This window comes from Rossellomorea sp. GQ25 (assembly GCF_059758515.1).
Genome location: NZ_JCAXEQ010000001.1, coordinates 287,874 through 313,958 on the forward strand (window position 1 = coordinate 287,874; position 26,085 = coordinate 313,958).

At 39.4% G+C, this 26,085-nt stretch carries 26 protein-coding genes; 18 read left to right on the plus strand and 8 right to left on the minus strand.

Annotated features, from left to right (window positions below; genetic code table 11):
- The first annotated feature begins 49 nt into the window (after positions 1-49).
- From AC6CIB_RS01575 to AC6CIB_RS01640, 14 genes are all read left to right on the plus strand, one after another.
- Positions 50-1,015, plus strand: coding sequence for an ABC transporter substrate-binding protein (locus AC6CIB_RS01575; RefSeq protein ID WP_498277579.1), 966 nt, complete (start codon positions 50-52; stop codon positions 1,013-1,015).
- Positions 978-2,036, plus strand: a complete 1,059-nt coding sequence (locus AC6CIB_RS01580) for a FecCD family ABC transporter permease (protein WP_498277580.1) — start codon at positions 978-980, stop codon at positions 2,034-2,036. The genes AC6CIB_RS01575 and AC6CIB_RS01580 overlap by 38 nt, the downstream gene beginning before the upstream one ends.
- Positions 2,033-3,493 carry an adenosylcobinamide amidohydrolase gene (locus AC6CIB_RS01585; RefSeq protein ID WP_498277581.1) on the plus strand — a complete coding sequence of 487 codons (1,461 nt, stop codon included), beginning with the start codon at positions 2,033-2,035 and terminating at the stop codon, positions 3,491-3,493. Before AC6CIB_RS01580 ends, AC6CIB_RS01585 begins: the two co-directional genes overlap by 4 nt.
- 44 nt (positions 3,494-3,537) lie before the next feature.
- Positions 3,538-4,119, plus strand: coding sequence for a bifunctional adenosylcobinamide kinase/adenosylcobinamide-phosphate guanylyltransferase (locus tag AC6CIB_RS01590; RefSeq protein WP_498277582.1), 582 nt, complete (start codon positions 3,538-3,540; stop codon positions 4,117-4,119).
- Positions 4,106-4,897: an adenosylcobinamide-GDP ribazoletransferase gene (locus AC6CIB_RS01595; RefSeq protein WP_498277584.1), complete on the plus strand. Its 792-nt coding sequence runs from the start codon at positions 4,106-4,108 to the stop codon at positions 4,895-4,897. Before AC6CIB_RS01590 ends, AC6CIB_RS01595 begins: the two co-directional genes overlap by 14 nt.
- Positions 4,855-5,484, plus strand: a complete 630-nt coding sequence (locus AC6CIB_RS01600) for a histidine phosphatase family protein (protein ID WP_498277585.1) — start codon at positions 4,855-4,857, stop codon at positions 5,482-5,484. Before AC6CIB_RS01595 ends, AC6CIB_RS01600 begins: the two co-directional genes overlap by 43 nt.
- The gene (locus AC6CIB_RS01605) at positions 5,436-5,873 is read left to right on the plus strand and encodes a bifunctional adenosylcobinamide kinase/adenosylcobinamide-phosphate guanylyltransferase (RefSeq protein WP_498277587.1); all 438 of its coding nucleotides are present in this window, start codon (positions 5,436-5,438) and stop codon (positions 5,871-5,873) included. The genes AC6CIB_RS01600 and AC6CIB_RS01605 overlap by 49 nt, the downstream gene beginning before the upstream one ends.
- A 14-nt stretch (positions 5,874-5,887) precedes the next feature.
- Positions 5,888-6,478: a cob(I)yrinic acid a,c-diamide adenosyltransferase gene (locus AC6CIB_RS01610; protein WP_498277588.1), complete on the plus strand. Its 591-nt coding sequence runs from the start codon at positions 5,888-5,890 to the stop codon at positions 6,476-6,478.
- Positions 6,468-6,953, plus strand: coding sequence for an ECF transporter S component (locus tag AC6CIB_RS01615; protein WP_498277589.1), 486 nt, complete (start codon positions 6,468-6,470; stop codon positions 6,951-6,953). Before AC6CIB_RS01610 ends, AC6CIB_RS01615 begins: the two co-directional genes overlap by 11 nt.
- The gene (locus AC6CIB_RS01620) at positions 6,950-7,666 is read left to right on the plus strand and encodes an ATP-binding protein (protein WP_498277590.1); all 717 of its coding nucleotides are present in this window, start codon (positions 6,950-6,952) and stop codon (positions 7,664-7,666) included. Before AC6CIB_RS01615 ends, AC6CIB_RS01620 begins: the two co-directional genes overlap by 4 nt.
- Positions 7,667-7,836: 170 nt before the next feature.
- Entirely contained in the window at positions 7,837-8,790 is a 954-nt protein-coding gene (locus AC6CIB_RS01625; RefSeq protein WP_498277592.1) for an LCP family protein, read from the plus strand.
- Between the two features lie 449 nt (positions 8,791-9,239).
- Positions 9,240-10,085 carry a pyrroline-5-carboxylate reductase gene (proC, locus tag AC6CIB_RS01630; RefSeq protein WP_498277593.1) on the plus strand — a complete coding sequence of 282 codons (846 nt, stop codon included), beginning with the start codon at positions 9,240-9,242 and terminating at the stop codon, positions 10,083-10,085.
- 118 nt (positions 10,086-10,203) lie between these two features.
- Positions 10,204-11,319: a glutamate 5-kinase gene (gene proB, locus AC6CIB_RS01635; RefSeq protein WP_498277594.1), complete on the plus strand. Its 1,116-nt coding sequence runs from the start codon at positions 10,204-10,206 to the stop codon at positions 11,317-11,319.
- 73 nt (positions 11,320-11,392) lie between these two features.
- Complete coding sequence (locus AC6CIB_RS01640; protein ID WP_498277595.1) at positions 11,393-12,655, plus strand: glutamate-5-semialdehyde dehydrogenase; 1,263 nt, start codon at positions 11,393-11,395, stop codon at positions 12,653-12,655.
- A 79-nt stretch (positions 12,656-12,734) separates the two neighbouring features.
- Here AC6CIB_RS01640 and AC6CIB_RS01645 read toward each other — a convergent pair whose 3' ends face one another.
- From AC6CIB_RS01645 to AC6CIB_RS01675, 7 genes are all read right to left on the minus strand, one after another.
- Complete coding sequence (locus AC6CIB_RS01645) at positions 12,735-13,490, minus strand: 3'-5' exonuclease (RefSeq protein ID WP_498277597.1); 756 nt, start codon at positions 13,488-13,490, stop codon at positions 12,735-12,737.
- Positions 13,490-15,406: a DUF294 nucleotidyltransferase-like domain-containing protein gene (locus tag AC6CIB_RS01650; RefSeq protein ID WP_498277598.1), complete on the minus strand. Its 1,917-nt coding sequence runs from the start codon at positions 15,404-15,406 to the stop codon at positions 13,490-13,492. The genes AC6CIB_RS01645 and AC6CIB_RS01650 overlap by 1 nt, the downstream gene beginning before the upstream one ends.
- A gap of 228 nt (positions 15,407-15,634) precedes the next feature.
- Positions 15,635-16,165, minus strand: a complete 531-nt coding sequence (locus AC6CIB_RS01655; RefSeq protein WP_498277599.1) for a D-glycero-alpha-D-manno-heptose-1,7-bisphosphate 7-phosphatase — start codon at positions 16,163-16,165, stop codon at positions 15,635-15,637.
- Positions 16,166-16,368: 203 nt separating this feature from the next.
- Positions 16,369-17,562 carry a class I SAM-dependent rRNA methyltransferase gene (locus tag AC6CIB_RS01660; protein ID WP_498277600.1) on the minus strand — a complete coding sequence of 398 codons (1,194 nt, stop codon included), beginning with the start codon at positions 17,560-17,562 and terminating at the stop codon, positions 16,369-16,371.
- Positions 17,563-17,683: 121 nt separating this feature from the next.
- The gene (locus AC6CIB_RS01665) at positions 17,684-18,517 is read right to left on the minus strand and encodes an alpha/beta hydrolase (RefSeq protein WP_498277601.1); all 834 of its coding nucleotides are present in this window, start codon (positions 18,515-18,517) and stop codon (positions 17,684-17,686) included.
- A gap of 253 nt (positions 18,518-18,770) precedes the next feature.
- The gene (locus tag AC6CIB_RS01670) at positions 18,771-20,003 is read right to left on the minus strand and encodes an aminopeptidase (protein ID WP_498277602.1); all 1,233 of its coding nucleotides are present in this window, start codon (positions 20,001-20,003) and stop codon (positions 18,771-18,773) included.
- A gap of 330 nt (positions 20,004-20,333) precedes the next feature.
- Positions 20,334-21,590 (minus strand): helix-turn-helix domain-containing protein, encoded by a 1,257-nt coding sequence (locus AC6CIB_RS01675; protein WP_498277603.1) that lies wholly within the window; start codon positions 21,588-21,590, stop codon positions 20,334-20,336.
- 229 nt (positions 21,591-21,819) lie between these two features.
- On the opposite strand from AC6CIB_RS01675, the gene ltaE reads away from it, so the two are divergent.
- Entirely contained in the window at positions 21,820-22,839 is a 1,020-nt protein-coding gene (gene ltaE, locus AC6CIB_RS01680) for a low-specificity L-threonine aldolase (protein ID WP_498277604.1), read from the plus strand.
- A gap of 63 nt (positions 22,840-22,902) precedes the next feature.
- On the opposite strand, the gene AC6CIB_RS01685 is transcribed toward ltaE, so the two are convergent.
- Positions 22,903-23,232, minus strand: a complete 330-nt coding sequence (locus AC6CIB_RS01685) for a YckD family protein (RefSeq protein ID WP_498277605.1) — start codon at positions 23,230-23,232, stop codon at positions 22,903-22,905.
- A 129-nt stretch (positions 23,233-23,361) separates the two neighbouring features.
- Here AC6CIB_RS01685 and AC6CIB_RS01690 point away from each other — a divergent pair, with 129 nt between their 5' ends.
- From AC6CIB_RS01690 to AC6CIB_RS01700, 3 genes are all read left to right on the plus strand, one after another.
- The gene (locus tag AC6CIB_RS01690) at positions 23,362-23,766 is read left to right on the plus strand and encodes a sporulation protein (RefSeq protein ID WP_498277607.1); all 405 of its coding nucleotides are present in this window, start codon (positions 23,362-23,364) and stop codon (positions 23,764-23,766) included.
- Between the two features lie 173 nt (positions 23,767-23,939).
- Positions 23,940-25,679, plus strand: a complete 1,740-nt coding sequence (locus AC6CIB_RS01695; protein ID WP_498277608.1) for a carbon starvation CstA family protein — start codon at positions 23,940-23,942, stop codon at positions 25,677-25,679.
- 130 nt (positions 25,680-25,809) lie between these two features.
- Entirely contained in the window at positions 25,810-26,067 is a 258-nt protein-coding gene (locus AC6CIB_RS01700; RefSeq protein WP_299739558.1) for a cory-CC-star protein, read from the plus strand.
- Positions 26,068-26,085 lie beyond the last annotated feature (18 nt).

Below are 26,085 nucleotides of genomic sequence, written 5' to 3' on the forward strand. Positions count from 1 at the left end.
GGAGATGTTTTTTTTGTCTGGAATAAGTTCAATAACAGGAGGAAAACGCATGAAACACACATTCAAAATCATTCTTGCACTAATATTATCTCTAGGACTACTTTCAGCATGCGGTACTGATGGTGAAAGTGTAGAAAAGAAAAAAAATAGCGGGGAAGTCAGTCAGGGACAATCTGCTTTTCCTTTGTCAATAAACGACGCCCTGAATAATAAAGTCACGCTGGATGAGCAACCTAAGCATATTGTTTCATTGATTCCAAGCAACACAGAAATCTTATTTGAGTTAGGGTTAAACAAAGAAATTGTTGGGGTTTCAGATTTTGATAATTACCCAAAAGAAACGGCGGAGAAAGAAAAAATAGGTGGAATGGAATTTAACGTTGAGAAGATTATCAGTCTGAATCCGGATTTGGTTCTTGCTCATGAGTCCTCTGCTGTGTCGGCAGAAGAGGGGTTAGAACAACTTCGCAATGCAGGGGTAAAGATATATATCGTCCGTGATGCCAATAGCTTTGAGGAAGTGTACACCACGATGGAAAACATCGGCACATTGGTCGGCAAGAAAAATGAAGCTGAATCCGTCATTTCTGAGATGAAAGCGGATCTAGAATCCATTAAGGAAAAAGTCAGTGGGGTAACTGAAAAGAAAAACGTGTATGTAGAGGTTTCACCTTCACCTGACATATATTCGACAGGGAAAAATACTTTTATTGATCAAATGCTTTCACTTGTAAATGCCGAAAATGTGATGAGTGATCAGAAGGGATGGGTCCAAGTTAACCAAGAAGCGGTCATCGCTTCAAATCCTGACGTCATCATTACAACCTATGGTTTTTATAGTGAAAATCCTAAAGAACAAGTGATGGGCCGAGAAGGTTGGAAGGATGTAACCGCTGTGAAAAATGAAGATGTCCATGACGTGCATTCAGATCTGGTCACACGTACTGGTCCGAGATTAGTTGAAGGAGTAGAGGAAATTGCAAAGTCGATCTATCCGGAGTTATTTGCAGAATAAAATTTGGATAACATACGGGTTGGCTGTATCGTTTTTACTATTCGCTCTCTTTGCCGGTATTTCGATTGGAACCGTCTCTGTCCCACCGAAGGATATCTTGTTCATCGTTGGAGCTAAATGGCTTGGATACCCTTTACCGGAAGAAATTGATCCAATGTTTGTAAATATAGTGTACTCAATAAGATTGCCCAGAGTATTATTGGCATTATTGGTTGGAAGCTCCTTAGCAATTGCAGGAGCTTCTTTTCAAGGACTATTGCGCAACCCGCTGGCTGATCCATATACATTGGGTGTGTCTTCAGGAGCATCGGTCGGCGCTGTTATTACGTTGTTCTTTAATTGGAGCATTCCGTTCATTGGGAAGTTTACGCTTCCCTTTCTCAGTATTCTTTGTTCGATTATAACCGTGTTCTTTGTATTATGGTTTGCACAGAAGGTTGAAAGAACCATGAAGGTAGAAACCATCATATTAACAGGAATCATTTTCAGTTCTTTTTTAGGTTCCCTTATATCTTTAATGATTGCCCTGACTGGAGAGGAATTAAGACAGATCATCGGTTGGCTTCTTGGAAGTGTATCCATGAGAGGGTGGGATTACATTACGATTATATTCCCCTTTTTCTTAATTGGAGTGATAGTGTTGTTTCTCAATGGCAAGGAACTGAATGGTATGAGCTTTGGTGAAGAACAAGCTCATCATATCGGAATATCCGTACAAAAAAGAAAACTCCTCATCTTAATTGCAGGTAGTATCCTGACGGGAGCGGCTGTCGCCGTTTCAGGTACAATTGGATTTGTGGGGCTTGTAATCCCTCATTTTCTAAGAAGGATAGTAGGGCATGACCATAGACACTTACTTCCTTTGTCCATCCTCGTAGGTGGAGGCTTTCTCGTGTTGGCCGATCTCATCTCAAGAACCATCATTGCACCAACCGAGCTTCCGATTGGAGTGATAACAGCTCTTATCGGTGCCCCGATGTTTGCTTATATTCTCCTGAAGAAAAGAGGGCTTTCATCATGATAAATGTAAACGGTGTTACAGTAGGATATAACGATAAAATAATCGTGGAAGACATGAATTTTCATATAGATAAAGGGGAATTCTTTGGGATTCTTGGACCGAACGGAAGTGGAAAGACGACGCTGTTAAAAGCCATGACAGGTCTGCTTCCATTAATGGATGGAAACATCACATTAAAAGGAAAAAAACTGCATCATTTTTCTTCAAGGGATTTGGCCACACAAGTAGCGGTACTTCCTCAGATATCAACAGAATCCTTCTCCTATGAAGTGAGGGAGACGGTTATGCTTGGGAGATATGCTCACCAAAAAGGTTTTTTAAAAGGAACGACTGAACGAGATACTGAAATCGTAGAGAAGGTAATGGATCAAACGGGCATTACGTCCTTTCAGCACCGCTTTCTTCATGAGTTGTCCGGGGGAGAACGGCAGAGGGTATTCCTTGCCCAGGCTCTCGCTCAGGAGCCGCAGGTCCTGTTGCTTGATGAACCTACTAATCATCTTGATCTTTCGTATCAGAAATCACTGTTAGATTTAATTAAAAATCAAACGGCTCAAGAGAAATTAACGGTAGTCGCGATCTTTCACGACTTAAATTTAGCAAGTTTATACTGTGACCGCTTACTCCTACTGGACAAAGGAAGAACAAAACTTCTCCATCATCCAGAAGAAGTCTTGAAAGAGAAGTATATCGAAGAGGTGTATCATACAAAGGTTCAAAAACAGGCTCACCCTTTAGTGGCAAAACCTCAAATGGTAATCATTCCAGAGGAGGGTGAGATCGAGGACCCCGTTTTAGATGAACATTACCTCAATGTGGAGGAAGATTATATACATTTCTCTGCACCTTTTTCACTTAAATGTATGTCCTCAGGGATCATTGGTGCAGGAATCGGCTGGTACAAGCACTTTATCAACCGCAGAGTCCCTGCAGATTATGACTGCTCGGACTATCACGAGGATATGAAGGGGTTTCTTGTTCAAAAAGACCTTGATTCATCTTTTTCAGTTGGTATGATGACCGCTCTTCCTTTAAATAATATGGTATGCGATCGTTTCGAGACACATGGGCATTCTGTGTTCGTTGTTGTGACTGCTGGTATTGGAAATGCTATTGATGTGTCAACAAGTTATCAATATGGTATAGAGTCTAAGCCGGGCACGATAAATACGTGGGTGTTTATAAATGGGAATTTATCAGATGAGGCATATATTGAAGCCCTTGTAACTTCAACAGAAGCGAAGGTGAGAGCCCTGCACGACATGAATGTGAGGGACAGAAGAACAGGTCAGCTTGCAACCGGGACACCGACCGACAGTATTCTGATTGCCTCCAGTCAAAAAGGTGGACTGGAACCGTTTGCTGGGCCGATTACACCGATAGGGAAGTTGATTGGGCGCGGTGTGTATGAGGTAACGAAAAAAGCCATTCAACGCTATTTGGATCAAACAGAGTAGAATTATTTCAATGACAGGGTGATTGAGAAGAGGGGGGAATCGGCTTGGGAACCCTATATTTTATAACCGGAGGGGTTAGAAGCGGCAAAAGCTCTTTTGCTGAGAAATGGGCAATAGAGAACAAAAAGTCAAACGTTCCATTGGTCTATCTTGCTTGTGGAGTGAACACTGACAGGGAGATGGAGCAAAGAATCAGAAAACACCAGCAAGACCGGCAAGAGTATAAGGTGGAATGGACGACGATTGAATGTCCCAATTCGATTGAAAGGATAATCAACGACATTCCTCCACACTCCGTTGTTCTGTTAGACTGCCTCACAACTCTTTTAACAAATGAGCTGTATGGTAATGGAGAGAAGAAAGGTCAGTATATAGAAGAGAAAATCTATCAGTCTATCATTCAATTACTAAATAGAGTTGATGTACTGCTCCTGGTTAGTAATGAATTGGTTTCTGACCTTCCAGTTGATTCAAACGGTCTCCTTACTTTCCAGAAAACACTTGGTGCATTACATAGAAGAATGGTGAAAAAAGCATGTGTTGCGATTGAAATGACGGCGGGGATCCCTGTTGTGAAAAAGAGGGGTCTAAATGAGGAAGGACGGTTGCAGTATGATCCTATTTAAAAGTTTCCTCCTTAATCTTCAGTTTTTTACGATTCTGCCAATCCGTAAAGAATTCTCAGTAGGAAAAAGGGAAATGAAGTGGATGGTTCGTACATTTCCACTTTTAGGTCTATTCCTGGGTATGCTTCATTTAGGAGTATATGTATTTCTGGATTCTTATACTCATATTAGCTCTTTAGGATTATCGTTTTTCATTTGGGTAATGCCCATCGTATTAACAGGTGGGATTCATTTAGATGGATATATGGATGCAAGTGATGCCTTTTTTTCCTATAGAGATAGGGAGAAACGATTAGATATTATGAAGGATCCACGTGTAGGTGCCTTTGGGGTTTTATCACTGGTGGTATTGCTTTCATCACGTTTTTTATTTATTTATGAAACCATTCATCAAACGTATTCTACTTTATTGATTGGTCTGTTCCTGGTGTCGATTCCCTTTTTTAGTCGAATGGTCATGGGGGCAAGTCTCATTCTTATTCCTCCAGCCCAGACATCAGGAATGGGAAGTGGATTCAGCAAGAATGTGAGGGTTTATGATCTTATATGGATTGTTCTTGCCTTATTGTTGGGTGGGATTGGCGGCTTCCTTTTAGACTTGATTAATCTATATGCTTTATTCACCATGGTGACGTTCGTTGTATTCTGGCTTGTTTATTCTAAAACCATTAAATGGTTTGGTGGTATGACCGGTGATACAATCGGGGGCAGTGTAGAGGGAGTGGAGTTGTGTTTATGGATGACTATATGGTTATTGCATGTATTCGCCATGGTTTAACAGAAGAAAATGAGAAGGGGAAATACCTCGGCTGGACCAATTCCAGTTTATCTCGAAAAGGAATCGAATTACTTAAAAGGCGAAATACTTTTTGTGAAGAGTATGAACGTTGCTTTTCGAGTGATCTTAACCGCTGTTTAGAAACCGCTCATTTTCTGTTTCCTCATGCTCCATTGAACTCTTCATCCCTTTTAAGAGAGATACACTTTGGAGACTGGGAAGGATTAACCTATGAGTGCTTAAAGGATGACGCTGCTTATCAAGAATGGTTAATGGACCCATCCATTTCTCCACCAAATGGGGAAGGGATGGATCAATTTGGAAAACGAGTCGATCTAGCCTGGGCACAGATCATAAACCAGATAGAAGAGCACAATGGGAAGCGGTACGCTGTAATTACTCATGGTGGAGTCATTCGACATCTATTAACTTCGTTATCTCCTAGAAATGTTCACAGAACGTTTTGGGAATGGGAGGTCAACCATGGGGCAGGGTATGAATTGGTATGGAAGACAGAAAATGATTGGAGGAATCAAACATGTACTTCGTTACGGGAGGTTCCTTTAATGGGAAAAGCAGGTGGGTGAAAATCCATTTTAATCTTAAAGAAACGGATACAACCTGGATTCCATTATTTGGAGGAGAAAGGATTCATTTGGATGACATCAACTTTTCAAACTCTGTCATCGTAATTGAGGGACTTGAGTATGGAATTCGATCAATCATTTTAAATAATGATTGTGAAATCAGAAAGTCATTTACAATTTTGATGCAATCCTTAAAGCAGTGGGAAGAAGAAGACCCTGATCGCAGAGTGATCTGGATAGGTTCAGAAATCGGGAAAGGAATTGTCCCAATGGATAAGCTGTCCAGGGAATGGCGGGATATGACAGGATGGGTTTATCAAGATCTGGCGGAAATTTCTCAGCAAGTTTGGCTGGTTTGGTACGGACTTGCTACATCATTAAAAGGTTAAAGGAGAGGGTAAGGATGCAGCTTTACACAAGAACTGGTGATAAAGGTCAAACAAGTTTAATCGGTGGAAGAGTAGATAAAGATGATATTCGTGTCGAAGCATATGGAACATTAGATGAAGTGAATTCTTTTGTCGGGCAAGCCATTTCAGAACTGGATGCCGAGCGTTTTCAGGATGTACTACAGGATCTTGAGACGATTCAGCATGAACTATTTGATTGTGGCGGTGACCTATCCAACGTTTCTAAGCATAGAAAAATCAAGCTTCAGACCCAATCCGTCCAGGAGTTGGAGGAGAAGATTGATAGGTTTACGAAGGAAGCGCCTCCACTTGAGAAGTTCATTTTACCAGGTGGCGTGAAAGCTTCATCAAGTATTCACATCGCTAGAACGGTTACAAGAAGAGCAGAGAGAATCATGGTTTCGCTTTTAAAAACGGACAAGGAATTTCCAGTTGTGGCATTGCAGTATATCAACCGACTATCTGATTACTTTTTCGCATTGGCCCGTGTAATCAATTATCGTTGTAACGTAAAGGATGTCGAATATATTCGCAGCGCCAACGTATTTTCAAACAGTAAAGTTCAGAAAAAAAATGAAAATTAATCTTAAAACTCTTTTATTACTTTCCTTGTTTATGGCTTTTTCGGCGATCGGTGGGATGGTGAAGATACCTGCCGTAATAGGTACGATTGCATTGGATAGTATGCCTGCATTATTGATTGCTTCCCTCTACAATGGGAGATGGGGGGCAATCATTGCAGGGGGAGGCCACTTGCTTTCGAGTCTGTACGCCGGCTTCCCACTTGGCCCTTTTCATGTGCTCATTGCTGCTGAAATGGCCTTCTTTGTATGGTTATTTGGATATGTGTTTTCGAATGGGAAACGGGGACTTGCAGCCATCCTTTTTTTTATAGGAAACGGTCTACTTGCGGGAATTCCATTTATATTTATCCTTAGTTCTTCATTTTATTATGCCATTCTTCCTTCCTTACTAGTAGCCAGTTTCATTAATTTAACGATTGCCCACTTCTTGTATCCTCCTCTTCGTTCAAGAGTGAAAAGGGGAAAAATCGCATGATCAAGCTTCGAGATGTTATATCCATTTCAATTTCAGATGAAGAAGAGCTGATCCTGGCTTCGGATTGCAGCGGAGGGATTGGAAATAAAGAAGGGGATGTAGTCCTGACCGATCCGGAGACAGTGGGATATTACTGTTTCCGTGTAGCAGCGATGGAATGTTTGGCCGTGGGAGCAAGGCTCAAAGCTATTCAATTAATGAACTTTACAAGTGATGCTGTATGGGAGCAGTATTGCAGTGGTGTGAAGAAAGGTTTAAGTGAAATGAATCAGGAAGGTATTCCAATTACGGGGAGTACTGAATCGAATATAGATCTTAATCAATCGGCCCTTGGAGTTACGTGTATTGGCATAAGAAACAAGAAGAGACCCTTTCCCTCTTGTACCAACCTTGCTTATGCGCTTATCGGAACCCCCCTGGTAGGAAATGAAGTGATAAAGCAACATGCTTCCATTGCTCCACTATCTCTATTTATGAGCTGTGTTCATCACTCTTCTATCATCGATATAATGCCAGTCGGCTCTAAAGGCGTTTTTCATGAACTTTCTCTCTTATTAGGGAAGCCTTTAAGAAGAGAGGATGTCACGTCCACCCAAGACTTAGACAAATCGAGCGGGCCTTCTACTTCATTCATCATTTCTTACCACAAAGTAGAGGAACATGATGTAATAGAACTTACGAACGGTTACTTCCATTCCCTTCATTTGCAATGATAGGAACAAATAAATACTTTTATGGATATTTGTGATAAAATAAACTTTCAAATGGTATGGAGAAATGTGTTAGTTTATCCAAGATTCTTCGATTGTTAATTTCATTCGAATAGAGTACTATTTCATACTATCATCAGTAATTCATGAATGTCATAAAAGTAGGTGAAGAAATGGATTCACGATTAGATCGCAAGTCTAAAAAGAAAAAACGCGGAAGAAAAGTGATATTGGTATTATTATTACTTATATTTAGTTTACTCGGTTATACAGCATTTCAATTTTATAGTGGATACAAAATGGCGGGAGACGATAAGCTTCAAGAAGATTATAAATTTAATGGTGTGAAAGATAAAAACGGTAAGGTCAACGTATTGTTATTGGGGGTCGACAGCAGAGGCGAGGAGAAATCCAGAACCGACACGATGATGCTCGCACAGATCGATCCCAAAACAAATGAAACCAGACTCGTTTCCTTTATGAGGGATATATATGTTGAAATACCGGGATATCAAAACTACAAGCTGAATACAGCTTTTTATTTAGGTGGACCAGAATTGCTTAGAAAGACCATCAAACACAACTTTGATATTGATATTCAATATTTCATGGTAGTCGACTTTAAGGGATTTGAACAATCCGTTGATATACTGGCACCGGATGGAATTGAAATGGATGTGGAAAAGGCGATGTCGGAAAACATCGGCGTTTCCCTTCAGCCTGGTGTTCAAACCTTAAATGGGAAAGAATTATTGGGGTATGCAAGGTTCCGTGCTGATGCAGAGGGAGACTTTGGCAGGGTTGAAAGACAACAAAAAGTCATAAATGCTCTTAAAGATGAGGTCCTCTCAATAGGTGGAGTAACAAAGCTTCCTAAAATGGCTGGATCCATTCAACCCTATATTCAGACAAATATGAGTAAGCTTGATCAAATTTCCATCGCTAAAGATATCCTGTTGAGTAACAGTAGTGATATGGATAAACTCACCATTCCAGTTGAAGGATCGTATGGTTTTGGAAGCTATAGCGGTGTAGGTTCTGTACTTGATATTAACTTTGCAGAAAATATACAAGCTCTGAAAGGTTTTCTTAATGGTAAGAGCGCAGACGAAGCTACAACTGAATGAATTCATAAAGCCCGTTAAGCTGAAAAATGCTTAACGGGTTTTTTTGTTGATTGGGAAGTAGGAATGAATACGGCGATAAGAACTGCTCTGACAGTATGTGGTTGAAAAATCAACTCACATTCAATCAGTAAAGCAAAAGTAAAAATTCTGATTATACGCTCTCTGAGCCAATATATAGCCTTTAGAAGGAATCTGACTAACATAAATGGCAATGATAGCGCTTCCACTTCGTATTTCGGCCAATTCCTAACTACTTCCTTTATTGCCCTTGATATCATATACCAGCGTGTTACGATAATAAACGTTGTGAACAAACACACGACAACTAAGGTTTTTAAACACATTAACCAGGAAATTTAACAACTAACAATTCTTTATATTTATTACTAACTTAAACAATGCATGTACGATTAAAAACCCAACAAATATAGGAACAGGAGTGGATATGATTGTTAAAACAAAAAACGATTGCTTTTCTAGGTGCAGGAAACATGGCGGAAGCAATGATTTCAGGTACCGTTCAAAGCGGAAAGATCCCATTAGAACAAATTATTGTTTCTAACCGAAGCAATCAAGGAAGACTTCAGGAAATGAAAGCGAAATACGATATAACGGCTTTCACAAAAGATGATTTACCCTTTAATGAGATAGATGTTCTCATTCTCGCGATGAAACCGAAGGATATTGATAAAGCATTAGATTCGATTAATCACTTAGTAAGAAACGATACAGTGATTATGTCGGTGCTTGCAGGAATCACTACTTCTCATATGGAAGAGCAATTACCTGCAGGTCAGCCTGTTATCCGAGTCATGCCAAATACGTCAAGTATGTTGAAAGAATCTGCTACAGCCATAAGTGCAGGCCGCTTTACTTCAAGAGAAGACATGGAAAATGCAAAAGAGTTACTATCAAGTATTGGTGAAGTGTTCGTGATTGAAGAAAGTCAGATGGACATTTTCACTGGCATTGCCGGCAGTGGCCCAGCATACTTTTACTATTTAATGGAACACATTGAAAAGACAGGTGCCCAAGCCGGATTAGATCCTGAATTAGCACGTAAAATTGGAGCTCAAACCATTTTCGGTGCAGCCAAAATGATGCTTGAACGTGAAGAATCACCAACTCAACTAAGAGAGAATGTAACATCCCCAAATGGTACTACAGCTGCAGGACTTGATGCACTGGCAGAGTTCGGCGGAGGTAAGGCTATCTCAGAAGCTGTCAAGGGAGCGGAAAAACGATCGAAAGAAATAAGCTCATCCTTACAGTCCAAACAATTAGTAACTAGCTAAACAAACATCGAATCGTAAATACCCCAAATAACTATTACCAACCAAACAAGAAATACAAGTCCGTCCCTACACACATAAAGAGGGGCGAGAGACGGACCTTTTTATTAGGAGTGATTGAATGTCCCAAAATAATCAGAAGAAACGTATCGTAATCAAGATTGGAAGTAGTTCATTAACAAGCCTGCATGGAGAAATGAGTCGTAGGAAACTGGAACGTCTTGTTGATGAAGTCGTCCGTTTAAAGGATGACGGCCATGAAGTATTGCTTGTTTCATCAGGTGCCGTTGCTGCCGGTTATCGTAAATTAGGATGTTTAACACGTCCAAGCTCTCTTCCAGAGAAGCAGGCAGCAGCAGCTATTGGTCAAGGGCTATTGATTGAGGCGTATTCTGATCTGTTAATTTCCAACGGATACGTGGCTTCTCAGATTCTGATTACTCGTAGTGATTTTTCTGATGAAGACCGATACAACAATGCAAGAAATACAATCAATGTCTTGCTTGAAAGAGGGATTATCCCAATTGTCAATGAAAATGATACAGTAACGATTGACCGGCTGAAATTCGGAGACAATGATACCCTATCTGCCAAAGTTGCGGCATTAGTGGATGCTGATCAACTTATCATTCTATCTGACATTGACGGACTATATGATTCTGATCCACGTAAAAATCCAGATGCTGAACTGTTAGAAAGCGTAACGGAAATTACTGAAGATATCGAAGACATGGCAGGAGAGCCTGGAAGTTCTGTAGGTACTGGTGGAATGAGATCCAAAATCGATGCATTTAAGATCACAATGGCTTCTGGAATTCCTGCGTTTCTAGGTAAATCAGGAAACTCAAATGTTATTTACGATGCTGTCCAACATACAGCAAAAGGGACGTACTTTGAAACTGCAGAAGATTCCGTAAACCTTGATTCCAAAAAGCAATGGATTGCGTTCAATTCAGGTCCCGAAGGTGAAATCACCATCGATTCAGATGCGAAAGAACGAATCCTGGAACAAAAAGAAAGTTTAACAATTGATGATATTTATACTGTAAAAGGCCGATTTAATAAAGGTGCAGTCGTGCGAATCCTTGATAATCGAAATGAAGAAATTGGTTTGGGAATGGTCAATTTCCGTTCAGGGCAACTGAAAAATCCTACAGACATCAAAGCGGATCAAATCGCAGTCGAAATTGACCACCTAGTATGTCATGTGGATTTACCCATTCCAGCAGGAGTATAAAAGTAGGAGTTTCTCTCCTTCTTCCCCTGCACAATCGGGTCGAATTCTTTTCAAAAAAATCAGGAGGTATTTGATGACTTTAACTATAGAAAAAACTGATGTAAAAAAACAAGCGATGCTTGCCAAGAAAGCTTCTAAAACACTAAGTATGCTGACTACCGACCAAAAAAATAAAGCCCTTCATATCCTTGCCGATCATTTAGAGGCGAATTACGAATCTATACTAAAGCAAAATGAAAAAGACCTTGATAGAGGGAAAGAAAAGGGCTTCGAAGCTGCATTTATGGATCGTTTATCACTTTCTAAAGAACGGGTTGAAGATTTCGCAAGTGGTCTTCGTCAAGTAGCTGACCTGGAAGATCCCACTGGAAAAGTAGTATCCGATTGGACTCTTGAAAATCAACTGCAAGTTCAAAAAGTGACGGTTCCACTTGGTGTCATTGGAATGATCTATGAAGCACGTCCTAATGTAACGGTTGATGCAACCGGATTAGCACTAAAATCCGGTAATGCCATTGTCCTAAAAGGTGGTTCAAATGCCATTACCTCGAACAAAGCAATTGTGGACGTAATGCATGAAGCACTTGAGAAAACGGATATTCCTAAAGATGCAGTACAATTCATTAATACAACCGATCGAGAAGCAACAAGTGAGTTATTCACGATGAAAGAGCATATTGATGTGTTGATTCCGCGCGGTGGAGGTGCATTAATCAATGCTGTTGTTAATAATGCAACTGTACCTGTCCTTGAGACTGGCGTAGGAAACTGTCATATCTATATTGACAAAGAAGCTCAAGTGGAAAAATCATTAAACATCATCATCAATGCAAAAACAGACCGTCCAGCGGTATGTAATGCAGCTGAAACCGTCATTCTACATGAAGACTGGTTTAAGGAAAATAAGGGTGCTTTTGTAGAAAAGCTTAAAGAACACAATGTATCCATTCACGGAGATGAAAAAGTTGTCGAAGCGATTGAAGACGCGAAGCTTGCCGGAGAAGAAGATTGGGCAAATGAATATCTAAGTCTGGATATTGCCGTGAAGATTGTATCTTCTTTGGATGAAGCAGTCGATCACATCGAACAATATGGTACAAAGCATTCAGAAGCCATTGTCACGGAAAACACAGAAACAGCGAAGAATTTCATGATGCTCGTTGATGCTGCCGCTCTCTATCATAATGCTTCCACTCGTTTCACTGATGGAGGAGCATTAGGATTTGGTGCTGAAATTGGAATCTCTACACAGAAACTTCATGCTAGAGGACCAATGGGGCTCCCAGCGTTAACGACCGTTAAGTATATGATGCATGGAACTGGACAAATCCGATAATAAACATGGAAAAACGCTTGAGGAAATTTTCTCAAGCGTTTTTTCTCATTTATCAGGTATCAGGGGGAAAGAGTTCAAATCAGAACCCAGAGCTTGTCTCCTCCAGTATAAACTCATTCAATCCCCTTATCGTGTGAACCTCTTGCTGATAACAGATTTTTAATAGCTCTTCAAAGATTTCGGCGGTCATGATCGCGTCATTTAGAGCATGATGTCGTGTCCTGTCATCGATGCCAAACCGTTTTACAAGGGCGTCCAGGTAGCAATCGTCCCGTTCTAATAATCCATTAGCAAGCGAAAAGGAGTCGACATATTCGGGATCAAATGAAGGGAGCTGCCACTTATATATCCGTTTCTGGAGAAAGTTTATGTCGAAACTGGCTGGGTGAGCGACAAGGATCGTTCCTTTACTGAACTCTATAAATCGCTCCAATCCGATAGGTAACGTAACGCCATTCAGAAAGTCTTTTCGTCTCAGACCTGTAAATCGCTTCGTATCCCTCGACACCGTTTGAAGGGGATTGATGACCTGATAGAATGTGTCTTTCCGTTGAACTTTACCTTCCTTGACCTTAACCGCTCCGATTGAGATGATTTCATCCCCCACCTCAGGGAAAAAGCCCGTTGTCTCCAGGTCAAATATGGTAAAGTCACAATCGAACAAATGTTTTTGTTGAAGCGTGGGTTTTTCTTCTTCAAACTCTTTTAGTGCACGAGATAATTTATGGTAAGAAAGCTTTTCTTTTTCCCGTTTCACTTGAAAACGAAAGAAAAATTGCTGCCATAAATAATACTTCAGAATGCGGTAGCCCACATTAATTCCAATATCATTCATTAAACCACCCGGTTCCTATTAAAACTAATTTCCATCACTTGTTGAAGTCGATTAGCAATCTGGATGGATTCTTTTAATTTCTGACGATCCTCTTTTGAAAGAGTACGTACATCAATATCATTACTTAATGGTTTTCCTTCTTTAAGTTCAAGAAGGTTTTGCTTTGTTCGCAGAGTTAGAAGAATATGCATAGCTGTTTTTACATTTTCAGCGTCCCTTGGATGGAATGCCTGCATCTTCTTCAATGCTTGAACCCTCTTTATGGTATTGACTTCTTTTATTCCGTATTTTACAGAATGAATGCGAATCATATTGACGATTTGCAAAAGCCCAGACTTTTTGATGTTAAACAATTGATTCCTGGGCTTCAGGTTCACTCGTCCCAAAGGGCCAACAGGAAGTTTGAAACGAAGGGCATCTTTTCTTAATAGTTGTTGCATATTAAGAGACCGTTTCGATTTTTCCGCTAAATAATTTCGAATTTCCTCTGCGATGGAGTAATCACCATAAATGGGGCGGAAATCATAGAACATCGTAATGTTTTGAACTTCCTGTGCATCTATTTCGTATAGCCATTCATCAATCGCCTTTTTCCAATCAGTATAGGATCGTTTCCATTTCTGTTCCTTTGCCATGATCCCGCCAGTACATTCAGGAAAACCGCATGCAGCAAGCTTTAAATTGAGTTTTTCGGTGAATGCCTGGAAATACAAATCAACCTTTTTAAGATCGGACAAGTGGTTATAATCATCGAGAATGATTCCATTATCCTGATCCGTATGAAAGCCTTGCTCACTTCTGCCTTGACTGCCCATTACGATAAAACAATAATTGATAGGTGCAGATCCGAATCCTTCCTGACGCATTTCTTTTTCGGTTAATTGAATGATTTTTCGGTGAAGGCGATCATTATAGTTTGAGATCACTTCGCAAATATCGTAGCCAAAACTATCTTGAAGGAGTAAATCTTGAATGAACTGTTGAAAAGTATTACTTTTCACAGTTGCCAGCTCTATCAGTTCGTCGTTCGAAACGGCTTTTTGGATTTTATATGATAGATCCAAATAATTGGAATCCTGTATATTGAGAAACGAAGTACTGGTCAGAACTCCCACAACTTCATCGTTGCGAGTAATGGGTACAAAATCCACTTCTTCATGCTTGAAATAGGAAAGGGCTTCATATGCAAAGGATTCATCACGAATCCAAAACGGTTTTTTCTTCATCCAGTCTTTAACGGATTCACTGAAAATTGGGTTTGTGATATAAGACAGGATTTCACGTTGGGTAAGAATGCCATGCATTTTTTTCTCTTGATCTACTACCACTAGACCATATGTATCTTCTTCTTTCATCTTTCTGGCAGCGTCAAGAACAGTGGCATTCTCGTCAATGAAGGTAGGGCGATCCATTAACGTATGCACTTTGGTTCGAAACAGGTTGATATTTTCGTCGTCGGATTCAGTGGCAGATTTCACTTTTATTTCATCGTACAATGTTTTCATACGATTTCCGATGCTTTCGAAGATGATTTTTGAAAAGTCATTGTTCTTGGTCATAATCTCCAATAGTCGATCCTTCTGAATGCGGAACACGGTACAATCCTCTATTGCCTGTACGGAAAAGGTCATTTCACCGCTTGTAAGCATAATCATAATCCCGATTAAGTCTCCAGGATAGTAGAATCGGAGTGAATACTGCTTGCCGCTTGAGCGATGGAGAACATTCTTAGCAAGTCCCGAGACAAGGAAGTATATATCAAGTTCTTCTACCGTTTCATCTTCATGAAAAAGGAATTCACCCTTCTTGAAGGTGGTGTATTTAGAGCCGGAAATAATGTAATCTAACTGTTCAGTGGTTAGAACATCAAAGGGATAGTGATCTCGTATAATTTGTAATAATTCCTGCTGGTTCATCGAATACCTCCCGTTCTCAATAGTCCCATAGTACTTTAACATAGAGTTCCCTATTTTGAAAACGATAAAACGGGATCTTCCGGACATCCTGATGGGAGTTTGAATTGATAGATTGAAAGGTCAAATTTGTTACATCTTCACGATATCGATTAATGATAAGGAGAAATCGATATAGCTGTGAAAAAGGGATGAGAAAAAGGTGTCCCGTTTTTGGGGCACCTTTGAGACTTACTTATTAGTGAGAATAAATTCAGCAGCTCCCATTAAGTTAGTAAACATGTTATCGGCGTTATATAGGTGAGAGGGGCTGTCTGCAAGTAAGATAGTAGTGCATCCCGCTTTGCGACCAGCTTCAATATCTACCTCGCGATCACCTACCATATACGATCGTGCAATATCTATATCATGCTTTTTTGCAAGGTCCAAAAGCATCCCTGCTTCAGGCTTCCTGCACTCACAACCCTCGTGCGGCTTGTGAGTACAACAGGAAACCTCTTGAATGAATCCCCCAGCCTTTTCAATTTCCTTTAACATATGTTCGTGAATGGATTGAAGTTGTTCATGAGAAAGATATCCTAACCCAACTCCACCCTGGTTGGTAACGACGAAAATTAGAAAATCGGAATCAGTCAATAACTTAATAGCTTCAAGGACTCCCTCCAGGAAATAAAATTGATCGGGTCGATTAACAAATGTCACCCTCTGTGTTTTTACCTCATTGATTACTCCATCACGATCAAGAAAAACAGCTTTTTTCATCAGTAGACCTCCTTATTCGATCTTTTTCTCCAATAAATCCTTACTACATGTCGCTTTATGCGGTTTCCGAGGAAATAATGACAGATTATTCTGTCATTTACGGAAGTAATAATCCAAAACGCTTTAATTGAAATCTTACCACCTTTCGTTTATTTATACTGACTGGAAGAGGGACGGACCTTTTCATGGTCTGTCCCTATCCATTATAGTTTTTGAATAAAGGCGACTTTAAGGTAATCACTTTGTTTGTATTGACTGAGGGTTTTAAAGTCTTCCGGCAGTGTGTATTCTTCGAGTATTTTATATTTTCCATTAGTTTCTTTAAAGGCTGTTTCAATAAAACTTTTGAATTTCTTCATATTGAAGGTGCTGCAATTAGTGGATGCCACAATGGTACCCTTTTTTTCAGTAATGGCAATCGCTTCTTTTAACAAATCTTTATAATCCTTAGCTGCACTGAATGTATGTTTCTTTGAACGGGCAAAGCTTGGTGGATCGAGAATCACAAGATCAAAGGTCAATTCTTTTTTTACTGCATATTTAAAGTACTTAAAGACATCTTCCACAATGATGTTTTGTGCTTCGTAATCGATCCCGTTAATACTGAATTGTTCAATCGTTTTACTTAAACTGCGATTAGCGAGATCAACGCTGGTTGTTTCTAAGGCACCACCGAGTGCAGCGAAAACAGAAAATGCTCCTGTGTAAGAGAACGTATTCAATACACGTTTTCCTTCAGAGTACGAGTCACGTATTCGTTTACGCACTTCACGTTGGTCTAGGAAAACCCCTACCATCGCGCCGTCATTTAAATAGATGGCAAATAGAACGCCATTTTCTTTGACGAGAAGGGGGAATGAAGGGCGGGTTCCTTCAACGAAATCATCTTCTTCCACATATTTTCCTTCCTGTGCAAATCGCTTTTTCTGATAAATGCCTTTATAATCCGTTAATTCTCTTAACCCTTGCATTACTTCTTCCTTAAAGGCATAGGCTCCTTTTGAATACCATTGAACGAGGTAGTATCCATCAAAGTAGTCAATGGTGATGCCTCCAAATCCGTCTCCTTCACCATTAAACACTCGAAACGCTGTCGTATCTTCACTATAAAAGAGGTGAAGACGTTGATTGATGGCAGCTTGAAGCTTTTTTAAGATAAAGTCTCTATCAATTGCTTCTTGTTCCTTCCAACTCAGAAGCCATCCGATTCCTTTGTTCTGTATTCCGGAGTAGCCTTTGGCGATAAAGCCATTTTTATTGTCTACAAGTTTGAGAATTTCTCCTTCTTGAATATTCTCAATCGATGATGTCACATTTTCTTTATTAAGAAGGGGAAATCCTTTTTGGAAATGTTGTATGTATTTTGGGTTTGCTTTAATGATTCTTTCTTTTGTCATTCTACTCATCCTAACCTTGAGGTTTAGTCTTGTGTAGTATAGAACGTAAAGGAAGTTTACGCAACTGCACATCAAAAAACTTCCCTATTCAGATATAAAACTGTCTGAATAGGGAAGTAGGTCATTTACCCCATAAGTGATCTCCTACAAGCCGGTCTACTTTTATCGTTTCATGTAGACCGCTATGAGAGATGGATGGATCATACACTATCCTGGATTGATATTGGTTTTTTTCAAATAGTGATTGACTGCCTATAGCACTTTGAACATTCACCACATCATCACCCGATCCTGCTATGGATAATACGTTTATATCGGCAGGGATTAAATGGCGATTCAAAAACAACTTCTTCAATGCACGTGATTCAGGTTTTAAGTCTATAACAGCTGCGCCTGTATTAATTTGATCATAGGATGCTTTCGTAACACCAAGGAAAGGGGTAGCAATCGAAATAAATTTATGGGTCTTAGGGACAAACGAGCTATCCCTGGTATTTAGAATATATTTTGTTGACGCAAGACCGCCCATAGAGTGTCCCACAATATTTACATTTGAAACGTCAAACTGATGATGTAACAGCTTCATGGCATTTTCTAACCAAATCGCCTGTTTCTCCAATGATGCCCGATTATCTTCAAAGATGACTTGAACGAGTGGAGGGGAAGTGGGATTTGGGGAAAGAGTTCCTTTATACACTACACTGCCATTCTCAGACACATAAATCTCCAACGTTTTTTGACCCCAGCCATGCTGGTTTTCAAATCGTTCCAGCATCGTTCTGAATGAATTGTATGTACCTTTGTACCCGTGCACAAAGACAGTAGGAAATTTCTCTTCAAAGGTCAACGGTTTTTCACTGGATTGTACATTTGTAGTGCGAAATATTATATATAAAGTGAAGAAAGAGATAATGATGCCACTCCACAAAAACGAATGTTTATGATTGATCGACAAGGAAATCGCTCCTTAAAAAAGGTATACTTCTATTGTAAAGGATTCGTGAAGTATTGAATATGTTAAAAAAGAAATTTGTTTGTCATATTATATGTAACTTTTACCAATAATGGTACCGACAATTTATATTAGTAATTCTTTTCTCCAAAAGTATGATATAGAGTAAATAATATTGTGAACGAAAACCTCAATAAAAAAAGGCTTAAATAAAATATTTAAGCCAACACCATTATTCTTCCTTCGAAATCAAATATTAAACCCAATCACCGGCTTTGAAGATAGGTTCAATCGTTCCGTCTTCCTTTTCGCCGTCGATATCTAACTGAGCCGATCCTATCATGAAATCTACATGAATCATGCTTTCGTTAAAACCTACTTTCCGTAATTGTTCCGCTGTCATATTTTTGCCTTCTTCCACACACACTGATAAAGCTCTACCCAGAGCTATATGACAAGAAGCATTTTCATCAAAAAGTGTGTTGTTAAAGATTATGTTTGTATTAGAAATAGGGGAGTTGTGAGGAACCAAAGCCACTTCTCCTAAATAGGAGGCCCCTTCATCTGTATCAAGCAGATTTTTCAGGGTTTCATATCCTTCCTCAGCTGAAAACTCTACCACTTTACCGTCTTTAAATGTTAGGGAAAAGTTCCTGATTAACGTACCGCTATAGTTAAGTGGTTTCGTACTCGAGACAGTCCCATTCACACCATGTTTGACTGGAATTGTAAACACTTCTTCCGTTGGGAGGTTCGGAACAAAGGGAACTCCCTGATCATTTGTGAACTGGGCACTGATCCATTTTGTTTGTGGATGGAATTCAATGGAAAGATCTGTTCCAGGTCCTTTATAATGAAGCTTTTTGTATTTGCTTTCATTTAAACGGTCTGCGTTCTTATTCAGATTACTAATATGAGATTCCCATAGAGCAACGGTGTTCTCCTGATCCGTCCGGGTTGTATAAAAGATGTTTTCCCATAGTTTATCGATTGCTTCGTCTTGAGAGAGTTCCGGGAAAACAGTTTGAGCCCATTCCATTGTAGGGATTGCCGCTATTAACCAGCTTATTTTACCGCCGCCGATATAAGCAGAAAAATCTTTCATTGCTTCAGCGGAAGCTCTGTTCAATATTGCAACCCTTTTTGGATCTGCATCTTTTAATAGGGAAGGATTTGGTGAGGCTAAATTTAATAGCGCTACATTGTTTTCCGCCATTTCAATAAATCCTTTTGCCTTCCAATCAGGAAACGCTTTCAGTCCTTCCTCAGAAGAATTGTCTAAGCGGATTTTCTTTAACTCTTCATCGTAGAAGTCGGTTAGTACATTTAATACGCCCGCTTCATATGCCTTCTTAGTAACAAGTCGAACAAATTTGTACGCTGTAATAGGTGCAGAAATCAGAAGTTCTTGATCCTTTTGCAGGTTTAGTCCTACCTGTACGATTAAATCTGCGTATCTTTCTAAATTACTTTCAAATGCATGATTCATCTAAAATCCCCCTTAATATGTATTCAATACTAACTATATCTCTTTATTCAGAACATTTCATTGAATAATTACAGATGCACGTAAAGGATGTGAACCTTCTTTAATTGCGATTTGTACTGGTTCACATATGGTGGATCACCAGATGAGCTGAAAGATTGAAAAGGACTGGTCCTAAAAGGGCCAGTCCTGATTGTTTTGATTTTTATAATTTGCTTGAGAATGGTGGGAATTCTTCTTCCGGGGAGTTGATAACAACAACACCAGAGAGTGCCATAGCAGTAAGGCTGGTGATTAATAATAATTTTTTCACCTTTTTCATCATTTCACCTCCTATAAAGTTAACATTTCTTCATAAATGAGATTGGCTTCATTTAGATGAAATGCTGCATATTTATATTTTCTAACCCCTTGGTAATATTGGCCAAGGAATTTAGAATACTCAGCATATAATAGATGGGATCCGCTCTTTTTAAAGAAGGGCAGTGCATACTCCTTCATAAAAGCTTCAAAACCTTGTGGAAAATCAGTTAAAGCAAACTGATAATAAGATAATTGATAGAATTTATCCGGGAACTTTTCTTTAGAACAAAGATGTAATCCTTTAGGTAACCAGAAACGCACCTCGGAAAATTGGTTCTTTTTATAATATTCCTTGACCAGAGAGAGAATAGAGTAAAGCTTTCCTTCTTCGTCTGAGCCTTTCAATTCAATACTTCGCAAATAATGCTGAATGGCTTCATCGCTCTTGTTCATAAAGGATTTTAAATATCCTAAGTTTTGCTCTACCTTTGAATTTAACGACGTATAGTCTATGGATTGAGAAATGAAATTGGCCCACTCATAATGCTTTATTGCTTCTTCGCTATAACGTATACGCCGATAGCAAATTCCTAAAATCAAATGCACCTCAGCGCATCTTTTCTGGTAGTAGACGCCCTGGAAAATAGAGAGTGACTTCTCCCCGTAGAAGATTGCTAATCGGTACCTACTTAAACGAGTCAAGACCAGGCTGAATAAATAATATAAATCTGCTCTTTCTTCTTCATTAATCACATTTCCAAGTACATAGCAGGTTTCAGCTTCTTTCAGTTCTTCTTTGGCTTTATCGTACTCTTCAATCAAATAATAATAGTTCCCTTTGTATTTGTGATAATAGAATTTCAGCGTATCGGTCAGTTCTTTATAATTGGATTGGATTTGTTTCATGTGTTCCAATGCATTCTGAAGGTTCCCTTTAATTAATTGAACACGGAAGCAAAGGATTTTATAGAATAAATGTGGAATGAGATCATCCGTCTGTTCCAGGTCCTTCTTAACGACTGCATTGATCGACTTAGATTCCTCTGTTTTATTCCACAGTAGGGCATGGTTCCAATTCTGAAGTAGTTTGTTCAAATGGCCAGTCGTATCAAGCAGACTATTTACACCTAATCGGTCACAGAGTAAATTAATTATGTCATTTGACGGAGTAACTTGATTGTTTTCCAGTTTGGAAAGATATGATACGGAAATAATCCCTTTTGATAAATCTTCTTGTGTTAAATTTCGTTTAAGTCTGTGAAAGCGGATTTTAGAACCGATTGTCATATGATCCTTCTCCTCTAACTGGCTTTAATTGCTCATCTCTTTTAGGTAATTGTTATTAAAATAGTAACATATAAAAAAGGTAAATGTTTTGAATATTCCTATAATTATATTTTTTCTGGGTATTTTGTATGGTCTTTTATTCATCTTACTTCAGTTGAATGTTGATTCGTCAAACGCCTTCCTTTGTTATAATGAAACTAGTGAAAGTTTTAAGAGGGGGTATTCCACTTTGATTGATTTAAGAAGTGATACAGTAACAAAACCAACGGAAGAAATGCGAAGGGCTGCTTTCGAGGCTGGAGTAGGGGATGATGTGTATGGAGAAGATCCTACAGTCATAAAGCTTGAGAGAGTAGCGGCCACCTTACTTGGTAAAGAAGCGGCTCTATTTGTAACAAGTGGTACTCAAGGTAACCAAGTTGCAGTTTTAACACACACACGTCCAGGGAATGAAATTCTATTAGAAGCGAATTCACATATTTTCTACTATGAATCAGGAGCGGTTGCCGCATTGGCAGGTGTTCAAACACGTACGATTAATGGGATAAATGGAGTGATGGATCCGATTGAAGTAGAAGCGGCTATACGTACTGAAGATCAGCACTTTCCAGAAACAGGGCTCATTTGTTTGGAGAATACACATAATCGCGCAGGTGGAGCAATTGTGTCTCCAGAGAATATGAAAGCGATCTATACACTTGCAAAAAAACATTCAATTCCTGTGCACATCGATGGAGCAAGGCTCTTTAATGCAGTATATGCTAGTGGAAGGGATATTAGGGAGTTCACTGATCATTGTGATACTGTTCAAATATGCTTATCCAAAGGGTTGGGTGCTCCTATAGGGTCTATTATCGCAGGTGATCATGCATTTATTGATCGTGCCCGAAAGTGGAGAAAACGGTTAGGGGGTGGCTTAAGACAGGTAGGAATGATTGCAGCTCCTGGATTGGTTGCATTAAAGACTATGAGAGAACGATTAGTGGAGGATCATGAGAAAGCGAAAGTACTAAAGGAAACCCTTCAAGCCTGTATGGGTATTGAAGTAATCAATCAGGTTGATACGAATATTGTCGTTGCAGATGTAAAGGGAAGAGGGACCACATCAGAGCAATTTATTGATGAGTTAAAAGAAAAGGGAATATTGGCAGTGACCTTTGGACCTACTCTTGTACGTTTTACCACTCATTATGATGTTTCAATGGAAGATATAAACAAGGTGTCTGGAATTTTAAGGAGCCTTTCTTAATTACTGGAGGAAATTTTCTGATCATTTAGGTAGGGAAGGGACAAAAAAGCCCTTCCACTTTTCTTACTCTTTGTGATCTAGTTTTTTTCCATGGTGTGGATGTGGATGCCATCTCATCATGTAGTCATTGTCTTTCAGTTTTTGATACTTAGCTTCCATCATTTTAAGTACGTTGTCTCCCTGTTCTTTTGAGAACACGCCATATTCTACATATTTGTTCACAAGTTCTTTTTTTGTTGAATACATTTGTTCATGCAATTTGGCAAGCTCCGTTTTTTGTTCTTCAGTAAGGTTTACCTTGGGCGTTTGTGGTTCACCTTCTGCTGCTGCAAATGTACCGACACTCAGGCTAATCAAGAATACAGCTAAGATAGATACAACCATTTTTTTCATTTTATTCACTCCTTTCCAATGTTTCTCTCATATTCTTTGCGGAAAACTCGCAGAATATGTAGGAATAGATGAATAAGAGGGGTATATGATAGGGTAAAGACCATTAGGTATAGGGAAGGTGGCTTAAATATGTTTAAACAGTTTTTGTCAAGTATTGGGATAGGACATGTTAAAGTAGATACAATTGTGCACAAAACTAAAATTTCTCCTGGAGATTTAATTGAAGGTGAAGTCGTTTTGATCGGTGGTATGGCCGACCAGCCTATTAATGAAATTCATTTATTGCTTCTCGAGAAATATGAGGAGGATAAAAAAGATAGTGACTTTTCCTATCATGAAAAAGATTTAGACACGATTATCCTTGATAAAATCGGTACAATCGGTGCGGGTGAAGAAAAGAGGATTCCTTTCACGTTTCCTACATCTACAGATCATCCCAAAACAACGGATGCAAACAAAACCATTTTAAGAACCACAGTAGACATACCCCAAGCGGTTGATCCGACAGATGAGGATAGCATATACGTCGTTTAACTTTAAGGCAGATTCTATTATTGAATCTGTCTTTTTATTTAGTTATAAGAACAATAAGAGTAAATGTTCTCATTGAAATCCATAAAAACCCAATGTAAAATGTAGTAAGCGTATACATTCTAAAAATTCAGACATTTAAATGTATACAAATTAAAAGAAGAAGGAGGAATTTGATGGGTGGAATATGGTTAGCGGTAATAGGAGGGCTTGTCTTTTTATTTGGGTATAAATATTATTCTAAGCTTATTGCTGAGAGGGTGTACCGTCTGGATCCGAATTATGTGACGCCGGCACACCAATACAAAGATGGTGTCGATTTCGTGCCAACGAATAAGTTTGTTCTGTGGGGTCACCATTTTACTTCTGTAGCGGGGGCGGCTCCGATTGTAGGACCGGCAATCGCCGTTTACTGGGGATGGCTTCCAGCATTTCTGTGGGTCATTTTAGGGACAGTATTTGCAGCTGGGGTGCATGATTTTGGAACTTTGGTTCTTTCAGTTCGAAATAAAGGACAATCCGTCGGTTCATTAGCCAATAAGTTAATAGGGAAAAGAGCAAAAGTACTATTTTTGTTTATTATTTTAATTCTTGTATTAATGGTTAATGCAGTATTTGCATGGGTTATCGCAAATCTTTTTATTACATTCCCGGCAAGTGTCGTATCAGTTTTCATTCAGATCCCGCTAGCGATATGGATTGGGTATTCAGTTTACAAACGTAATGGCAGCATGTTATTGCCTTCAATCGTTGCACTGGCAGTCATGTATGCATCAGCTGTCATTGCCAGCCGGGTTGAATTTTTGCAAATTGATTTAGTTCGTTATTTTGGTGGACAAGAGGCCACATCATTGTTTGGCTTGAGTTCAACAAGCATGGCTTTCTTTGTGTGGATCGTCATTCTGATGATTTATGTGTACATAGCTTCAACTCTACCTGTTTGGAAGCTATTACAGCCACGTGATTATATCAACTCCCATCAATTAATTGTTGGTTTGGGATTGCTTTACCTTGGTCTCTTATTTACAAATCCAGAAATTACCGCACCAATGACAAACGGAGCTGCAGATGTTTCCTGGTTCCCGTTACTATTTATTACGATTGCTTGCGGTGCCATTTCCGGATTCCACGGGTTGGTTTCATCGGGCACATCGTCAAAACAGTTGGATAAAGAAACGGATGCACGCTTTGTAGGATATTTAGGTGCTGTAGGTGAAGGAGCACTTGCATTGATAGCAATCATTGCATGTATTACATTTTTTCCGAATGTTGAAGAATTCCAAGCGACTTACAGCGGTTTTGCTGCAGCAAGTGGAGCTGGGTTGGGTGTCTTCATCCAAGGAGCCGGACAACTTGCAACAGGTGTAGGAATTCCTGCTGATATCGCAGCTACGATTGTTTCAGTGATCATTGTGAGCTTTGCTGCAACAACATTGGACTCTTCTGTTCGACTGATGCGATATATCATTGCCGAGTTGGGAGAAGAATACAACGTAAATCCTTTAACAAATGCTCATGTTGCAACTACGATTGCCGTTGTTTCAAGTGCAGCCTTAACTATATTACCTCAAGGCCCTAAAGGATTCGGGTCAGGTGGATACCTTCTATGGCCACTTTTTGGTACATCGAATCAATTGCTTGCGGGAATCAGTTTACTTCTGATTACCATCTGGCTTAAGCGACAAGGAAGGAATTATATCGCCACATTAATTCCAATGGTATTCCTTATGTTCATGACCTTATGGGCGATGATTAACCAAGTAGTGTTTGAATGGTCAGGTATCGGTGAATCAGAAGGGAATATGCTGCTCTTTATCTTTGGAAGTATCATTCTCATTTTCACCTTATGGATTCTTATAACTGCTGCATCTTCCCTATCTAAAAAGGGAGATGACCCTTCACAGTTCTCTGCTTAGTTAGGAGAAAAGGGTGACTCGGGTTCGAGTCCCCTTTTTCTACTTATTTTTGAAGAAGGAGCAAGATTATCGAAATTATCATGCCACATAACAGAAACAACTATAAGGGGGAACACGAATGGATTCGTCTATGAAAGAAAAGTTCAAAAGAATCATACAGCTCTATGATGACATGATTCGCCTCCCTCACAAAACGGAAATTGCCAGGGAATTAAGAGATGAGGATGATTTATTCTTATTATTGCTCTATTCAGATATGCTTGGCCTGCCGAATCCCGTTTTTTATTACACATTGGAACTTTATCCGTATATAATAGAGAAATTTCACGATTGGCATTTAAGAATGGGAATGGAGCACTCACCCTTAGATGGCATCAGATGTTGTTGAAGTAAAGTGAGGGGGATA

Bases quoted from the DNA above. Each gene is read 5' to 3' on its own strand.
- AC6CIB_RS01640 (WP_498277595.1), top strand. From the start codon at position 11,393: ATGACTTTAACTATAGAAAAAACTGATGTAAAAAAACAAGCGATGCTT.
- AC6CIB_RS01595 (WP_498277584.1), top strand. From the start codon at position 4,106: ATGATCCTATTTAAAAGTTTCCTCCTTAATCTTCAGTTTTTTACGATT.
- AC6CIB_RS01620 (WP_498277590.1), top strand. From the start codon at position 6,950: ATGATCAAGCTTCGAGATGTTATATCCATTTCAATTTCAGATGAAGAA.
- AC6CIB_RS01700 (WP_299739558.1), top strand. From the start codon at position 25,810: ATGAAAGAAAAGTTCAAAAGAATCATACAGCTCTATGATGACATGATT.
- AC6CIB_RS01585 (WP_498277581.1), top strand. From the start codon at position 2,033: ATGATAAATGTAAACGGTGTTACAGTAGGATATAACGATAAAATAATC.
- AC6CIB_RS01615 (WP_498277589.1), top strand. From the start codon at position 6,468: ATGAAAATTAATCTTAAAACTCTTTTATTACTTTCCTTGTTTATGGCT.
- AC6CIB_RS01600 (WP_498277585.1), top strand. From the start codon at position 4,855: ATGGATGACTATATGGTTATTGCATGTATTCGCCATGGTTTAACAGAA.
- AC6CIB_RS01575 (WP_498277579.1), top strand. From the start codon at position 50: ATGAAACACACATTCAAAATCATTCTTGCACTAATATTATCTCTAGGA.
- AC6CIB_RS01610 (WP_498277588.1), top strand. From the start codon at position 5,888: ATGCAGCTTTACACAAGAACTGGTGATAAAGGTCAAACAAGTTTAATC.
- AC6CIB_RS01690 (WP_498277607.1), top strand. From the start codon at position 23,362: ATGTTTAAACAGTTTTTGTCAAGTATTGGGATAGGACATGTTAAAGTA.
- AC6CIB_RS01660 (WP_498277600.1), bottom strand. From the start codon at position 17,562: ATGACAAAAGAAAGAATCATTAAAGCAAACCCAAAATACATACAACAT.
- AC6CIB_RS01625 (WP_498277592.1), top strand. From the start codon at position 7,837: ATGGATTCACGATTAGATCGCAAGTCTAAAAAGAAAAAACGCGGAAGA.
- AC6CIB_RS01645 (WP_498277597.1), bottom strand. From the start codon at position 13,490: ATGAATGATATTGGAATTAATGTGGGCTACCGCATTCTGAAGTATTAT.
- AC6CIB_RS01670 (WP_498277602.1), bottom strand. From the start codon at position 20,003: ATGAATCATGCATTTGAAAGTAATTTAGAAAGATACGCAGATTTAATC.
- AC6CIB_RS01655 (WP_498277599.1), bottom strand. From the start codon at position 16,165: ATGAAAAAAGCTGTTTTTCTTGATCGTGATGGAGTAATCAATGAGGTA.
- AC6CIB_RS01685 (WP_498277605.1), bottom strand. From the start codon at position 23,232: ATGAAAAAAATGGTTGTATCTATCTTAGCTGTATTCTTGATTAGCCTG.
- AC6CIB_RS01605 (WP_498277587.1), top strand. From the start codon at position 5,436: ATGTACTTCGTTACGGGAGGTTCCTTTAATGGGAAAAGCAGGTGGGTG.
- AC6CIB_RS01695 (WP_498277608.1), top strand. From the start codon at position 23,940: ATGGGTGGAATATGGTTAGCGGTAATAGGAGGGCTTGTCTTTTTATTT.
- AC6CIB_RS01675 (WP_498277603.1), bottom strand. From the start codon at position 21,590: ATGACAATCGGTTCTAAAATCCGCTTTCACAGACTTAAACGAAATTTA.
- AC6CIB_RS01650 (WP_498277598.1), bottom strand. From the start codon at position 15,406: ATGAACCAGCAGGAATTATTACAAATTATACGAGATCACTATCCCTTT.
- proB (WP_498277594.1), top strand. From the start codon at position 10,204: ATGTCCCAAAATAATCAGAAGAAACGTATCGTAATCAAGATTGGAAGT.